This window comes from Selenomonas ruminantium AC2024 (genome assembly GCF_000687995.1).
GTDB lineage: Bacteria > Bacillota > Negativicutes > Selenomonadales > Selenomonadaceae > Selenomonas_A > Selenomonas_A ruminantium_B.
In genome coordinates, this window is the sequence record NZ_JIAC01000001.1 from 2,497,940 (window position 1) to 2,513,208 (window position 15,269).

Genomic DNA, 15,269 nt, shown 5'->3' on the forward strand with positions numbered 1-15,269 from the left:
ACTATTTTTAACAATTCCACATTCTGAGGCAAAATCCTGCCCGTTCCCCGCAAAAACTTCATACCACCATGTTTAGCATCTTTGGTGTCAGTTATAGGTTTCCACCCGCATTCTCTCCCCATCCGTATAAAACACCACAGCACCATCTTCATCCGTGCGGTATGTCTTGATTCCCAGCTGGCGGAAGCGCTTGACAATCTCCGGCTTTGGATGGCCGAAGGAGTTATCGGCACCCGCGCAAAAAATACCGAACTTAGGGTGGACGGCCTCTAAAAATTCCGGCGAACTTGACGTATCACTGCCATGATGGCCTGCCTTCAACACAGTGCTTTGCGAATTTATTCCTGCCGCCAAAAGTTCTGCTTCCCGTTCTTTGGTCAAATCCCCGGTAAAGAGAAAACTGGCTTTTCCGTAGCTCACGCGATAGACATTCGAGGCTTCGTTGCCGGTCTTGTTTTCTCCGCCACTGACACTTGGCGCATAGAGGACTTCAATCCGCACACCATCAACCGTGAGTTCCTCCCCCTGCCGGGCAGTATGGAACTTATGCAACAGCGGGTCATTGTCCCCCAACCGCATACTGCGGGCATAATCGCTAATTCCCTCATCTGCCGTGACCACCTGCTTCACCGGGATTTTTTTCATCAGCGAGCCGCAGCCTGCCGCATGGTCCTCATGGGCATGGGTAAGGAATACAGCATCCAGCTTCAAAACACCATAATGCAGCAGATAGGGCACATCCACCTTGGCTCCCACATCAAAGGCCCCATCTCTGGTGCCGCCACAGTCAAACATAAAAGCATGACCATGCGGCGTGATGAGAAGCGCCGCATCTCCCTGCCCCACATCGATAAAATGCACCTGCATTTCCTTGGGTCTTGCCATTTGCCAGCTGACGACAAAGACCAATAAGACCAGCGCCCCCATCCCCAGCACTTTACGCCGGGCTTTCAGTCCCTCCCATAATTTTTCCCGCTGTTCTGCCGTCAACAAAAACAGCCCCAGCCAAACGTAGTAAAGCAATCCCCCGCTGAAATGCAAAGAAGGAATCCAAATGGCACTAGCTGGCAGAGCCGCGATTAGGGCGGTCAATTCTTCCACAACACCTAGGAGCAGACTGTCACAGGCAAAGACCACACTGCCAGCAAACGGCAGGACGAAGGCCAACATGCCGGCAAAGAGTCCTAGCACAATCAAAATCTCCACCAAGGGCACCACCACCAGATTGGCCAGCAATGAGGACAGGGACAGCTGATTGAAATACCAGGCTAGTATAGGCAGGGTAGCCAGCTGCGCCGCTAGCGTAATCGAAAGCCCCGCCGCCACAAAAGAGTTTACGCCGCGCTCCCGCAGAAAACTCTGCCATTTCGGTGCCAAATACAACAAGCCCGCCGTAGCCAAAAAAGACAGCTGAAAACTGATATGAAAGAGCAATAACGGCCAGATTACGAGCATCACCAACCCAGTTACGAGCAAAATCCGCTGGGCATCCCGTTCCCTGTCCAACGCCAAAGCCACAAAGGCCAGTCCGCCCATAATCGCAGAACGGATAACCGGCGGTACCGCCCCAGCCAGCAGACTATAGATAACGATAAGCCCAACCACCAGCACTGCCGTTGCGGCTCTAGGCAGGCGCAGCAATGTGCCCAGCCCTGCCATCACCGCCGCCAGCAGACTGATATGCGAGCCGGATACCGAAAGCAGATGAATGAGTCCTGTGAGCGTAAAATTCTGCACCAAATCTTCATTAACACCATCATAGCCGCCAAAGAGCATGGCAAAGATAGCCGCCACATCCTCTTTGGGCATGACCGCCTGCATTCGTTCCCGATAATGGCTGCGCACTTCTGCCAGCTTGCGAGCAAAAGCGGCGGTTTCCACCGGTTCTACTTTGATGCCTTGCTTGCCTGCTGACAATGAAGCCGTTATTCCCTGACTCTTGAGCAGCAGTTTCGTATCCAGCTGGCCGGGATTTTGATAGCCATGCGGCGAGCGCACCTTTCCCGCAGCCGTCACCTTATCGCCAATGCGCACGGCAGGCGCCTCACGATGGCGGGCATAGACATAGATTCCCCCGCTGGCTTTCTGCCATTCCTGCCCTTTAAGTCTTACCCGCGTCACATCCAGCAGATAACGCTGCTTCTTCTGTCCCTGATTGTCTTCCGTCAGCCGCGGTTCCTCCCGCAGAATCCCCTCCACCTTCACCGTCTCTCGCGCAAAATTGCCGATATCCTGCTCCGACAGATAATCCGCCGCCATAAAGCGCAGCATACCCACGCAAAAAAACGCAGCCAGCACGGCTAGCCACGTCCATTGCCGTCCCTGCCAAGCGCCAAAGATAGATAAGCTCAATGCCAAGAGCAGCAACGGCAGAATGATGCTTCCAGGCAATGTCAGCAGGCTCGCACAACCAATCCCTGCACCCAAGGCTACGAGCAGTCCCGCTAAAAATATCTCCTGCCCCTGACCGATTTTCATGGCCTCACATCCCACATCAAATGCAAATCTTATCCTTCAGCTTCTCGAACTTGGCATCGCCAATGCCCCGAATCTTTTTGATATCCTCGATGGACTGGAACAGACCTTCCGTCTCCCGGTACTCGATAATCCGTTTGGCCATGGCAGGGCCAATGCCCGGCAGGGTGTCCAAAACCTTTTCATCCGCGGTATTGATGTTGACCAGTTCGCCGCTGCCGCCATTCTTTGACATGTCAGCTTTTGACTTGTCAATTTTTGACTTGTCAACATTGCTATTTGACCGTTCTTTTTCCGGCACTTTTAACTGCTGGCCATCCTTCAGATTCTGGGCCAGATTGATTTTCTCGCTGTCCGCGATGGGCAGCAGTCCCCCGCAGGCATTGATGGCATCAGCGGCCCGCGCACCTTCGGCCACTTTCACCAATCCCGGTTTATTGACCGCCCCTGTGACATAGATGGTTATTTCCTTAACAGGCAATGCATTCTCAGCAGGCGGAGATGATTCCAGCACTGCAGACTGCTCCTCGCTATACAAGCCGTAATAAGTGCCGCCAATAGCCGCCAGCAGAATAATTATTAAGACAAACAGCTGCTTCTTGTACATTGGCATAATACAACCACCATCCTTTATCCCCTGTCATTATACATCAATGCTTCGCGGGCAATAAAAAAACTCCTGCTAACTGCAGAAGTTTTTGCATAAAATATAATGATTGCTTATGATTACGCGATTTCCGTGCGGAAGAAATCTTCCACCCAGCTGTTCCAGCCCAAATCGTAGATATTATCCTCGCCCAGTTCGTTCTGGTATTCTGCCAGAGCAATGGACATCAAAGAGTCTGCCACGCAGCCATCGTCAGCATTCCCCGCTTCGGCGTAGCCGTCATAGACAGTCGTTACTACCTCCGCCAGACGCTCCGGACGCATGTAGGAAATCCCCTCATACATGGCATCCAGATAGTCCCGCGTATCCTTGCGGAAATCGCCCGGGCTTTCCAGCACCGCCTCCCCAATCTGACGAATCCGGCTCAGAGCAATCAGTTTAATTCTCGTTATATAAAGTTCTTTTGTATACATACACAGCACCTCCTACCGTGGATATATAATAGCACAAGTTTACACTGTACGCAAATTGTATGCATGTATACTTAAAATTTTGTTTACTGAATTGTGTGAATGTTAGCGATGCGTATACATAATGCAAACCTTCCCAAACAACAAAGCTCTGTGTCCATTGAACACAGAGCTTTGTTTTAGCTTTATATACAGTTTTGACTTGTCAAATGGCGTAGAAATTGACCAGCTTGGCATCAATGATGCCGTCAATGCCCTTGACATCTTTGAGCACACTTGCCGGAATGTCATGGTCAACGGTCAGCACCATCAGGCTCGTGCCTTCGACTTCCGTCTTGCCCACCTGCATGCCGGAGATGTTGATGCCATGCACGCCGAGGAAGGTACCAATCGTACCGATAACGCCGGGCTTGTTGATATGCGGGCACACGAGAATGCGAGCCTGCGGGTCAACATCCACACGGAACTTGTTGATGCGCACAATGCGGGCTTCACTGCCAAAGAGTGTGCCCTGCACTGTGAGGTTCTTGCCACCGCCAATATCGGCTTTGACCGTAATGAGGTTGGCAAAGTCTTCGGCTTCTTTCTTCTTGACTTCCGTCACTTTGATGCCGCGTTCTTTAGCCAAGCCAGGAGCGTTGACGTAGTTCACATCGTTTTCCATAATGGGATTCAAGAGGCCTTTGATTACGGCCGTGGTCAGCATGCCCGTGTTGACTTCCGTAATCTCGCCGTTGTAGGTAACCTCCACCTTCTTGACGGGAGCTTCAGCCAAAGATGCCACAGTGCCGCCCAGGCGTTCAGCCAGCGTAAGATACGGCGCAATAACCTTCATAACCTGCGGGGAAACCGGCGCCATATTGACTGCCGTTGCCACCGGCTCACCCTTGAGGGCTGCCAAGATACCTTCGGATACATCCAGAGATACACCGACCTGCGCTTCTACCGTGGATGCACCCAGATGCGGCGTCAGCACAATGCCCGGCACACCGACGAGCGGATGGTCAGCACCGACAGGCTCGCTGGTGAATACGTCGATGGCTGCACCGGCCACAATCCCCTGCTTCACGGCTTCGGCCAAATCTTCCTCGACGATAATGCCGCCACGGGCGCAGTTCACCAGACGCACGCCCTTTTTCATCTTCTTCATCTGTTCCATGCCAATCATGCCCTTGGTGTCAGGCGTCAGCGGCATATGCACCGTGATGAAGTCCGACTGCGTGATGACATCGTCGAGCGTGCCGACCGTCACACCCAAATCTTTGGCACGGTCTTCGTTGATATAGGGGTCATAGGCGATGACATTCATATCGAAGGCCATGGCGCGTTTGGCCACCCCAGAACCGATACGCCCCATGCCGATAACGCCCAGCGTCTTATTCCGCAGTTCCACACCCACATACTGCTTGCGATTCCACTCGCCCTTCTGCATGGTTTCATTGGCAATGGGAATATTGCGGGACATGGCCAGCATCATGGCCATGGTATGTTCCGTAGCGGCGATGGTGTTGCCGCCGGGAGAGTTAATAACGATAATGCCCTTGGCCGTAGCTGCCGGAATGTCGATATTATCCACGCCAACACCAGCACGGCCGATTATCTTGAGCTTCTCTGCCCGATTGATGACTTCAGCCGTCACCTTAGAGGCAGAGCGCACCATCAATGCATCATACTGCGGAATTACTTCCAACAGTTCCTCAGCGGAAATCTTGTCCCGCACATCTACTTCAAACTCCTTCTGCAAAAGCTCAATGCCCTTGGGCGAAATGCCATCAGCAGCCAAAACCTTCATGTCCATCGCTCCTTATAATCAAAATAACACTATTCCATTATAGTTTATCCACTTTATATCAGCAAGTGTATTTTGCAGAAAAACAAGATTTATTTTTTGTTTTAGTCTTATGCTATTAATTTATTCTTTATGTAACTATCCCCTGCCCGCATAATTCAGCGCCACCATGGTGATATCATCCGACTGCTCCGCCGCCCCTGCATGACGCTGAACCTCCAGCAGCACATCTTCTATGACTTCACCTGGCTCCGCCTTGACAGATAGCAGGGACAGTTTCCTTTCCAGACGCTCCTTGGTAAACATCTGCCCACTCACATCCATGGCCTCTGTCACACCATCTGTATAAAGGAAGAGCCGGGTGCCTTTGCCCAGGCACATCTTTTTTTCCTCGAAGGGAATTCCTTCCATCATGCCCAGAACAGGACTTTTCTTGGTCAGAGGCAAATAGGACAAAGCATCTCCCTCCAACAGCAATGGCGGATTATGACCGCCATTGACATAGGTAAAATCTCCCGTGTTCAGCTCTAAAATGCCCGCAAACACCGTCACAAAGAGTCCCTCTTCATTTTCGGCCGACAGTTGGTCATTGGCCAGAGCCACAGCTTCAGCCAAACTGCTTTCCGTCTTGCCCGACAAGATGGAATTTTTGAGCACCGTTTTGGCCACGGCCATGAACAGGGCGGCTGATACGCCTTTATCCGACACATCCGCAATGATTACTGCCAGATGATTCTGGTCAACGTAAAAGAAATCATAGAAATCGCCGCCCACTTCCTTCGCAGGATACATGGCCGCGGCCAGCTGAAACGCCTCATTTTTTGGCAGCGGTGCCGGCAGCAGACTGATTTGAATTTGAGCTGCCGCAGCCAGCTCTGCCTCGATGCGGGAAGTTTCAAAGGATATGCGGGCAATTTCATCTTCGTAGCGTTCCAGCTCATCCGTCATGCCGTTGAAGCAGGCGGCCAGATGATTGATTTCATCCCCCTCGGGTATCACATCCAATTTATGCGAAAAATTCCCCTTAGCAATTTCTTTGGCCGCCTCCATTAACTTGCGCAGCGGGCGGCAGAAGAATTCCGATGCACGGGCACTTCCATAGGATACCAAGGCTACAGCCAGCATTACACTGATAATCAGCAGCCCGGCGAAAAGCGCCACCATTCGCTGCAACGAGGCATTCAGTTCATCCATCTTGCCCATCATCCGTCCCTGGGCATCCTTAGCTGCCTTTGTCACCCTGGCTTTCTCCATCAAGGTGCCTACACTCCAAGTCTGCCTTGGCACAGGTGCATACGAAAGATAATATTCCTCCCCCTCAAAATTTAATTTTCGATAGCCAATATTGCCCTTCACCATACGGCGGGCTGCAAAGGACAAACTGGTGATATTGCTTTTCTGCAAATCCTGTCCCAAGGGAAAGTCCGCAGTAAATTTCTCTTCTAACTCCTTTAATAGAACTTCGCCGTTGCTCCCCAAGGCAAAGAAATTAATATTGCCTTCCTCTTCAACCGGCAGAAAGTTGTCGGGTTTGCAATCCACGCCTACCACACCTGCAATACCATCGGCATCATAATAAGGCGTGACGCAGGGCAGCACCAACTCGCCATCCGTCCCCAGGTAACTCTCGGTATACGCAGGTGACGAATGTTTTAAGCCGCTGCTATACCAATTTCCCTTTCTGGCATCATACGTATGCCGCCAAGGTTCTTTACTCAGCTGCGAAATAGCATCTGCTTCTTTTTTCGCATCGAAGCGGATAATATAACCATGTTTGGAAACCACAAATACGCATTGATAATATTCGCCCAGTTTGGTCATGGTCGTCGCGATATTGGCGACTCTCCGTATTTCCTGCTCCAACTCCGGCGAAACACCTTTCTGTACCAGTTCGGGGCTAAAATGGACATAAACCGTCCCCCGCGGAACCTCCTCATAAAGTGCATTGGGAATTGTCTTGGGCGAATACTTGCCGGGTTCCTGCAGAATGCTGTTCAATTCATCGCAAATATACTGCACATCTGCCTGCACCATCCCCGCTTCATACCCCATTATGCCGGCACGGATTTCCGCTTCCCCCTCAATCTGTTCCTGCGCCTGCTCCTTGGCAAAATCCGTTGTATAGTAGGAAACGGCGCGTGAGATAATCTCGTCTTTCCCGCTAACCAGGGATTGCATTTCATAAATGCCATAAAGCATAGGCATTCCCAAAAAGAGAATGCCCAAAGTACACCCCAATAACATGAGCAGGAACAGCCGCTTTCTTATGCCCGGCCTCATTGTCAACACATCCTTTTCCCACCAGTCTGTCATGATTTTCACCCGTTCCAGCGCAGTACCATCAGGGCAATATCGCCTTCCTGCCCGGACTTCTGCCGATAAGATTTCATGGCCGCTTCCATGGTAAGCGTAATATTCTCGGCAGATTCAGCGGCAATCGGCGCCATTATCTTTTGGAACCAGGCCAAATCCAAATGGCTCCTGTCCGCTCCGCTATGGCTCCATACATTGTCCGTATAGAGGAAAAGTACATTGCCCTGCGCAAGAACTGCCCTGCCTTGCTTTAACTCGCCCACATCTTCCCGCTTAGCCAGTTCCTCAATATCCTCCCCATGACATAAGAGCGCCGGCGTCGGCGAAGTATTGGCATATGAAAGCTCGCCTGTCCCGGTATCGAGAATCCCGACAAAAACATTGACGGATAATTTTTCCACATTTTCCTCCGCCAGCCGTTCCATGGCCTGCTGCAAGGCAGCCGCTGGATTTTTTCCCCGACTCGTATTCAGACAATTTCTGAGAATATTCTTTGCTACCGCCATAAAGAGTGCCGCAGGTATGCCCTTCCCCATATCATGGGAACTGCTATCGACACTGGCCATAGTCAGAACCAGACGATTTTTGTCCAGATAGTAAAAATCATAAAAATCCCCGCCCACTTCTTTAGCCGGTTCCATGCGGGCAAACAAAGAAAATTTTTCGCTTTTAGGGAACGCTTTAGGCAGCAGGCCCTTTTGAATGCCAATGGCCACGTCCAGCCCTGCTGCAGCCTGGGCCTTTTTCGCCTGTGCCTCAGAAAGCTCCTGCATATATACGTTCAAGTCATCTGTCATGGCATTGAAACTATCTGCCAATTTCTCGATCTCATCCCCGGTGGAAATATGGATTTTCTCATCGAAATGACCACCTGCCACCCGGCGCATACCTTCTGCCAGTTCCGTAAAGGGCCGCGTAAAATTCTTTGCCCAGCGCCAGCTCACCCAAAATAATACCACAAGCAAAATGCCCATAGCGCAGAATAAATAAATGCGAATTTTTTCCAGCAACGGCGCCGCTATCCCCTGCAGTTCCTGCAGTTCCTTTTTCGTCGAAAGGCCAATGAACTGCGCATCCGACCGGACTTCCTCCAGCTTCACCAGTTCCCCATAACTCCAGCCCTTATCGCCCACATGGGCATATACGAGATAACAATCTTCCCCGTCAACCTGCACACGCTTTGAATTATTGTTCCCGGCAATCATATCCTCTGCTGCCTGCGAAAGCGCCTGATTATCCGTTTTCCGCAAGTCAAAGTCGGGACGATTCGGTGCAAAGGTTCCCTCTTTTGCGGAGGATAAGACAATCTGCCCTTGAGGATTTATGAGAAAACTGATATTGTCCTCAGTGAGTACCTCTTTTTTTATTTCCTGCTGCAAAACAACAGGTGCGATGGAAATACCCACCACACCGGCAAAGCCGTCTGCATCCTCATAAGGCATGACACAGGCCAGCAGTGTCTCACCACCCAGAGACGCGTATATGGGAATAATCTCCGCCACATCTTTGCCCACGGCTTCCTTCCCCAGCTTATACCAATACCTGTCTCTGGTATCATAAGCAGGCGTAAGAGCCTCCGCAGGCAGAACAATCAATTCATCCGGATTCGACATAAAATCCATGCGCAGGCTCCAGCCATCCTTGGAACCAATATAGAACAGCATGGGAGCTGCCTCATAACTTTTGGCCAAGCGATGCATAACATCACCAATATTGGCACTTTGCAAGGCCTTTGGTGAAGGACTGCCTCCGGAAGCGCCTGCGAGAAAATACAGCTGCCCGGAGCGCACATTCTCCTGTCGCGGGTCATAGATACGGTATGTGGAAGCAGCGCTATTCTCCTGCGTAAGATTTGTCATGCTCTTGGCCAGGATAGCGACATCGCCTTCCAGTTCCTGCATAAATATTTCCACATAATAGGCCTTTTGCAAAATGACAGATTCCATGCGCTTCCGCACTTCGTCTTCGGCAAAGTTCTCTGCTTCCTGCGTAATATTCCCCGCCAGAGTGACCACCTGACGGTCGAGCAGATTCTCCGCTTCTTTCAGCCCTAGGAAGAACATACTCCCCAGCAACAAGGAAGTGGAAATACCTGCCGCACAAATAAAGAGCAGGGCCTTGCCGTGGATATTCATCTTCATCGCCCCTGCCCCCTATCTTTTAATAGTTTCTGCCCTATGTTCAGGCCAATTCATCCAGACTATCATAAACTTTGACCAGCATATCCATATTGGAATCTTCCAGCACTTCTTTCACAAAGCCGTCCCCGCAGCAAAGAGCAAATTCCTTGCCCTCCGCTTTTGCCTTTTTGGACAGGCGCAGCAAAATCCGAATGCCCGCACTGGAAAGATAATCCATTTCGGAAAGCTCCAGAACCATTTTCTGGCTTTCTTCCTGAATCTTCTCCCACTCCACGCTGACATCGGCAGCGTTCAATCTGTCCAGCCGCCCCTTGGCTTTCACCACTACCCAATCGTTCTGCTTGCCCGTTTCAAATTCCAGTGTATCCATCTTCATTTCCTCCGTTCCAAAAGCAGAGCCAATTTGCTATTTGGCTCTGCTTTTTATCCTATTCATTTTATTTTTCCTTCTTTTTTTCCTGACATCCAGGAGTGCCTGCAGCTGCTGCATAGTCCAGTTCGTCCTCGCTGAGTCTCTTATCGTTCCACTTGGAGCGGAAGGACAGGACGGTTTGATTATCCCGGCGGTGCATGGCCAGAAGTTTGTCTTTCAGATTATCTTTAACAGTATCCAATGTCGTATAATCAAAGGCTCTCAGTTTCTGTTCCAGTTCCATTTCGTTCATCTTTCTCCCTCCTTTGCTTGTTCTCTATCTTTCTTGTCCTTTATATCCCTGGCAGCAAAAACTGTGAGGGGTTTTCAAAAAAAATTAATTTTCTTTCGCCGACAATAGCACCCGCAGCTTCTTCCGGGCCTCCATGAGCACATGCCGCACGTTATCCGGGGTCATGCCGAGCGCTTTGGCCACTTCTCCCGACTTCATGTCCAGCCAGTAGGTCATCTCCAAAATTCTCTGTTCGCGCTCAGAGAGCTGCATAATGGCCTCGCGCAATTCCGTCATTTCCTCCGTGTTAAGCGTCTGCTGCTCCGGGGTAGCCGTATCTGCGGCCGGGTCGAAATTATCTTCCCAGGTAGCGTGCATGGTGACAGCCTTGCTACCAAAATGTTTGTTCAGCGCATTCTGGGCAATGCGGAAAAGCCAGGTAGAGAAAGCGCCCTTGTCCGGGTCGTACTGGGAGAGTTTCTCATACATGCTGATGAAGGTTTTTTCCACCAGTTCGTCTGCCAGATGATGGTCACAGGTTTTCTTCAAAAGATACTGGTAGACTCTGGGGAAATAATGCTCATACAGCTCCGTGAAGGCCTGCTCATCCTTGACGGCGTTCTGGGCCACCTGGCTCCAATAAGCAATATCCTTGGTCATGTATGTTCCTCCTTTGCCTGGATGTCCTCTGTCCGGTTTCTCTCCTTATCAGAGCGTATCACAGGGATTCCCATGGCCTTTTCCAACGTCGCACGGTAGAGATTATATTGATAAAGAGCTGTGCTGTAGTTTGACCGGGCCTGCGTGAGCTTTTCCTGCGCATCTGCGACACTCAGCAGGATGTCCACACCTTCTTCATAGCGCACCTGCGCTATGGTATAGCTTTCTTCAGCCTGCTTCACTGCTGCCGCCGCCGCTTTTATATTATCCTCCGCCGTCTTCATCTGAATGTAGGCCGAGCGTGTTTCGAGCTGAATGGTCTTTTTGATGCGGTTGGCCTCAGCCTGATATTGGTTAACATCGGCCTTGGCCTGCTGTACCTTCGCTGCCGTGACGCCGTTATCAAAGATGTTCCAGGACAGGGTAATCCCCGCCTCCCAGCTGTCACTGCGCTCATTTTGGAAAGCATTGGTGCCGGTAATGCTCTTGCCTGCCACACCATTGACTCTGGGGCGGTAGCCGGACTTGGCCGCATCTTTTTCCGCTTCGGCACTCTTGACTGCCAGTTCAGCTGCCTTGCCATCCGGACGGTGCGCCAGCGCATATGCCTCACAGGCTGGCAAATCTTTTTCATACGGCTCATAGGAAAAGACATCCACGGCTTCGATATCTGTATTCTGGGGCAGCCCCAGCTTGCTGGCCAGAGTTGACTCTGCCACTTCCAAGGCCGCCTGGGCTGAATTGAGATTCTGCTGGTAATTGGCCAGCCGGACCTGCATCAAGAGCACATCAGCCTTGGCTACCGCCCCTTCGGTGTACTGATCGTTGATGAGTTTCAGCTGGGCGCCCCCCATGTCCACCGCCTTTTGGGCAATGCGTTCCAGATTGACCCGATGAACCAGATTGGCGTAAGCCTCCGCCGCCTGAAAGCGCACGGTCTGCCGGGTATTCTCCAGCGTCATGTCCGCCCGGTTCAGCGCATAGCCCTTGGCTTCCTGCTGATTTTCCAGCTGGCCGCCGGTATAGAGGGGCACCGTGAGGTTCCAACTGTTGGCAAAGGTGCTGCGAAAGCCGGAAAGCCTGTAGTTTTCGCCGCCGATGCGGTAGGCCTGGCTGTTCCATGTGACACTTGGCCCTGTGGACCGCCGCGTGGCCGACAGGTTCCACTTGGCAGCATCCCTGCCCGCCTGGGCCGCCTCAATGCGCTCATCCGTTGCCAGCGCCATCTCGATGGATTGGGCCAGAGTCAGCTGCACCGGCTCATTGTTCTCCCCGTACATCTCCCCGTAGGGTACGGCACTAACCGGAGTCATAACACAGGACAGCGCCGTCAATGTCAGTAAAATCGTCTTTTTCATGGGAAGTCTCACCTTCTAAATCTATCTGCTATAACTTTTGTGTCAATCATGCTACCTGGCGTTTTACCAATTCTGAGAACAGACCGCCCTTTTCCAATAGCTCATTGAAAGTCCCCTGTTCGGCTACCTTGCCATCATCCATGACGATGATGCGGTCACAATTTCGGATGGTAGAAAGACGATGCGCCACGATGATGCGGGTTGCTCTGAGGCGGTCCAGACTCTTGGTAACAATGGCCTGCGAGCGGTTGTCCAAAGCACTCGTTGCCTCATCAAAAATCAACAGGCGGGGTTTTCCCACCAGAGCACGGGCAATGAGCAAGCGCTGGCGCTGACCGCCGGAAATATTGCTGCTGCCCTCGCTGATGACCGTCTGCATGCCCATGGGCATCTCGGCGATGTCCTCGGCAATGCCCGCCGCTTCCGCTGCCTGCCAGGCATCTTCCTGCGTCAGCAGCCGCGTCCCGACAATATTGGTATAAATATCTCCTGTCATGAGCTGGCCATTCTGCAGCACTACGCCCATCTGCGAGCGCACGGAGGGCAGGGACAGTTCCGATAAATCCTGCCCATCAAAAGAAACGCTGCCCCGCTTGGGTTCCTCGAAGCCCAGCAGCAGACGCACCAAAGTGCTCTTGCCACTGCCGGATTTGCCCACGATGGCCACGTTTTCTCCTGCCGCCACAGAAAAACTCACATCCGAAAGCACTTCCTTGCCCTCGACTTCCTTGACGCCGCCCTTATCATCAGGCACCATATGGGTATAGGCAAAGGAGACATGGCTGACTTCGAGAGCGCCGGTAAGGCGGCCGGCCTCATGCTTTTCCTCACCGCTTTCCGGCACGGCCTCCAAAATGGGCCGCAGGTTCTCCAGCTGTGGCTGGATGGCAAAATACTGGCTCACGAGGCCAATCACACCGCCTACGACTCCGTTGAAGCTGGAGTAAGCGGCGTTAAAGGCGATGAACTGCGCATAGCCGATGCCCTGCTTCACGGTCCTGCCGTCCGGTCCTACTTCATTCATGCCATAGACGGCGATCCAGTAGAGAATCAGGGTGAGAATAAAGGGCTGGATGCTGGAAATTATGCTCGTGTAATTGTTCTGCCAGCGCAGCTTGAGGCTCCAATTCCAGTGCTCACCAAAGGCACGCGTCCAGAGATTGTACGCCTGTTCCTCGGCCCCCTGCACCCGGAATTTGGACAGTCCGGCGAAAATCTGCTGCACAGTGCCCGCAGACTTGTTGCCCGCCTCGATAATCTTCCGCTGGAAAAACAGCACCCGTCTGAGCACCAAGGCCACGAACAAGCTATAGACAATCCAGACACCAATGGCCGCCGCCGTGAGCTTCAGGCTGTAGTAACACATGAGGAAAATGCTCCAGAAGGAGAAGATAAAGCTGAGAATGGAGCCTACAAACTCTCCAGAAGCCAGATTCTTGGCGATGCCAATACCGGCCATGCGGCTGGCCAGTTCTCCCACGGTGAACCGGCGGAAGAACTTCGTCGGCAGACTCATGAGCCTGCCCCACATGGCAGCTTCGGCGGAAATCTCAATGCGGCTGGATATGCGCATCACCGCCACGGAGCGCACGATGCCCAGCGCCGCCGTGGTGAAGCTCGTCACCATCAGCGCCTGCGTGACTGTAGCAAGTCCCTGCCTGTCTAAAATCGGTATAATGTCCTGAAATATGGTTTCCGTGATAATCGGTGTCGCCAAAGGAATAAGTCCCGCAAACAGGCTGCAAATGATAATCGTGCGATAGTCTGCCTTCCAGCACTGGTGAAACATGAACTTCACCAAATCCCACAGTTTCAGCGCACGGGACGGGAAGCCCGCATAGCATTGGAAGGCATCCTTGGCTATGTTCTTCACCTCCGCATCCGTAAGCGGGATGCCCTCCGGCTTTTCCCGCAGCAGAATGTGATAGCTTTCCGGGCTGTCGGGAATAAAAGCCGCCAACAGCTTCTCATGATGCCCAGGCGGAGTGTAGAAGCCAATCATGACACCTGTGTCCTTCTTGTACCAGCCCTCGGGCAAGCTCACCAGGCGCATCTGCATATTGCCCTGTTGGATGAAGCGGCGCAATAGCGCTACAGGCTCCTTGTCCTGCACCTTATCCTTCATATTGCCCAGAAACGACGTCGGCATGGAAAGGGCCTTGGCGACCTGCTCCACCACATATTCCACTTCCGAAAGCAGATGGTTGCTGCGGTTTTGCGCCCACGTCCCGGCAAAGAGCTGTTCCTCTCCCAAAAGACTCCGGATGCCGTTTTCCACCATCGTCTTCTTGGCATTCTTCTTCTGCAAAATGCGGCGGGAGTGACGCTCATCCTCCGCTCCGAAACGCATTCCAAGCAGCGTGGATAAAAGCTCCTCATGCTGGACGAACTCCTCCAGCAGGGATTCCCTGTCTGTAAAGTCTGCCAGCATATCTGCCTGCTGCCACTGCCGGAGCATATCATCGCCCTTGTCGGCGATAAGACGCAGCCAGGGAATACGCACCAGACTCCTGAACCAGTGCTCCATCAGCGGGCGAAGTTCAGCGGGCTCTGCCCCGGACAAGGTAGTGCAACTCAGCACAGCGTCGTTTACGGCATAAATCTGTATACGGACTTCCTCGAACTCATCCATGGCCGGAAATACTGCTTCCCCAGAGGTCAGCTCCATCAGATAACAGCGGCGGAAAGAAAGCTTGCCGCTGCTGGGCACCGCATAGACTTCCACCTGTCCGGAAAGCACCTGCCAAAAGCTCTTATCATCCTCAAGAAGAAAGCGCTGCCCTGCTAATAAACGCATATTTTCCTTCATGGG

11 protein-coding genes are annotated in these 15,269 nt (G+C 52.2%); all 11 read right to left on the reverse strand.

Features of this window, described 5'->3' with window-relative positions; translation table 11 throughout:
- Positions 1 to 87 precede the first annotated feature (87 nt).
- Positions 88 to 2,478: a DNA internalization-related competence protein ComEC/Rec2 gene (locus P157_RS0111910; RefSeq protein WP_026761187.1), complete on the reverse strand. Its 2,391-nt coding sequence runs from the start codon at positions 2,476 to 2,478 to the stop codon at positions 88 to 90.
- A 16-nt stretch (positions 2,479 to 2,494) separates the two neighbouring features.
- Entirely contained in the window at positions 2,495 to 3,088 is a 594-nt protein-coding gene (locus tag P157_RS0111915) for a helix-hairpin-helix domain-containing protein (protein ID WP_026761188.1), read from the reverse strand.
- 113 nt (positions 3,089 to 3,201) lie between these two features.
- Positions 3,202 to 3,555 (reverse strand): hypothetical protein, encoded by a 354-nt coding sequence (locus P157_RS0111920; protein WP_026761189.1) that lies wholly within the window; start codon positions 3,553 to 3,555, stop codon positions 3,202 to 3,204.
- 202 nt (positions 3,556 to 3,757) lie between these two features.
- On the reverse strand, positions 3,758 to 5,344 hold the full coding sequence (serA, locus tag P157_RS0111925; protein ID WP_026761190.1) for a phosphoglycerate dehydrogenase: 1,587 nt from the start codon (positions 5,342 to 5,344) through the stop codon (positions 3,758 to 3,760).
- 135 nt (positions 5,345 to 5,479) lie between these two features.
- Positions 5,480 to 7,621: a SpoIIE family protein phosphatase gene (locus tag P157_RS14995; protein WP_196243123.1), complete on the reverse strand. Its 2,142-nt coding sequence runs from the start codon at positions 7,619 to 7,621 to the stop codon at positions 5,480 to 5,482.
- A 38-nt stretch (positions 7,622 to 7,659) separates the two neighbouring features.
- The gene (locus P157_RS0111935; RefSeq protein ID WP_026761191.1) at positions 7,660 to 9,795 is read right to left on the reverse strand and encodes a SpoIIE family protein phosphatase; all 2,136 of its coding nucleotides are present in this window, start codon (positions 9,793 to 9,795) and stop codon (positions 7,660 to 7,662) included.
- A gap of 40 nt (positions 9,796 to 9,835) precedes the next feature.
- A complete protein-coding gene (locus tag P157_RS0111940; RefSeq protein WP_026761192.1) occupies positions 9,836 to 10,165 on the reverse strand; it encodes an STAS domain-containing protein in 330 nt (109 codons plus the stop codon).
- Between the two features lie 67 nt (positions 10,166 to 10,232).
- Complete coding sequence (locus P157_RS0111945; protein WP_026761193.1) at positions 10,233 to 10,460, reverse strand: hypothetical protein; 228 nt, start codon at positions 10,458 to 10,460, stop codon at positions 10,233 to 10,235.
- Between the two features lie 84 nt (positions 10,461 to 10,544).
- Entirely contained in the window at positions 10,545 to 11,099 is a 555-nt protein-coding gene (locus tag P157_RS15000; protein ID WP_026761194.1) for an RNA polymerase sigma factor, read from the reverse strand.
- Positions 11,096 to 12,457: a TolC family protein gene (locus P157_RS14590; RefSeq protein WP_051598623.1), complete on the reverse strand. Its 1,362-nt coding sequence runs from the start codon at positions 12,455 to 12,457 to the stop codon at positions 11,096 to 11,098. Before P157_RS14590 ends, P157_RS15000 begins: the two co-directional genes overlap by 4 nt.
- Positions 12,458 to 12,503: 46 nt before the next feature.
- Positions 12,504 to 15,266: an NHLP bacteriocin export ABC transporter permease/ATPase subunit gene (locus P157_RS14595; RefSeq protein WP_051598624.1), complete on the reverse strand. Its 2,763-nt coding sequence runs from the start codon at positions 15,264 to 15,266 to the stop codon at positions 12,504 to 12,506.
- Positions 15,267 to 15,269 lie beyond the last annotated feature (3 nt).

What these genes read in the sequence shown, in the direction of transcription:
- P157_RS0111935 (WP_026761191.1), bottom strand. Translation starts at nt 9,795, where the DNA reads ATGAAGATGAATATCCACGGCAAGGCCCTGCTCTTTATTTGTGCGGCA.
- P157_RS14595 (WP_051598624.1), bottom strand. Translation starts at nt 15,266, where the DNA reads ATGAAGGAAAATATGCGTTTATTAGCAGGGCAGCGCTTTCTTCTTGAG.
- P157_RS0111910 (WP_026761187.1), bottom strand. Translation starts at nt 2,478, where the DNA reads ATGAAAATCGGTCAGGGGCAGGAGATATTTTTAGCGGGACTGCTCGTA.
- P157_RS0111945 (WP_026761193.1), bottom strand. Translation starts at nt 10,460, where the DNA reads ATGAACGAAATGGAACTGGAACAGAAACTGAGAGCCTTTGATTATACG.
- P157_RS14590 (WP_051598623.1), bottom strand. Translation starts at nt 12,457, where the DNA reads ATGAAAAAGACGATTTTACTGACATTGACGGCGCTGTCCTGTGTTATG.
- P157_RS14995 (WP_196243123.1), bottom strand. Translation starts at nt 7,621, where the DNA reads ATGAGGCCGGGCATAAGAAAGCGGCTGTTCCTGCTCATGTTATTGGGG.
- serA (WP_026761190.1), bottom strand. Translation starts at nt 5,344, where the DNA reads ATGAAGGTTTTGGCTGCTGATGGCATTTCGCCCAAGGGCATTGAGCTT.
- P157_RS15000 (WP_026761194.1), bottom strand. Translation starts at nt 11,099, where the DNA reads ATGACCAAGGATATTGCTTATTGGAGCCAGGTGGCCCAGAACGCCGTC.
- P157_RS0111940 (WP_026761192.1), bottom strand. Translation starts at nt 10,165, where the DNA reads ATGGATACACTGGAATTTGAAACGGGCAAGCAGAACGATTGGGTAGTG.
- P157_RS0111915 (WP_026761188.1), bottom strand. Translation starts at nt 3,088, where the DNA reads ATGCCAATGTACAAGAAGCAGCTGTTTGTCTTAATAATTATTCTGCTG.
- P157_RS0111920 (WP_026761189.1), bottom strand. Translation starts at nt 3,555, where the DNA reads ATGTATACAAAAGAACTTTATATAACGAGAATTAAACTGATTGCTCTG.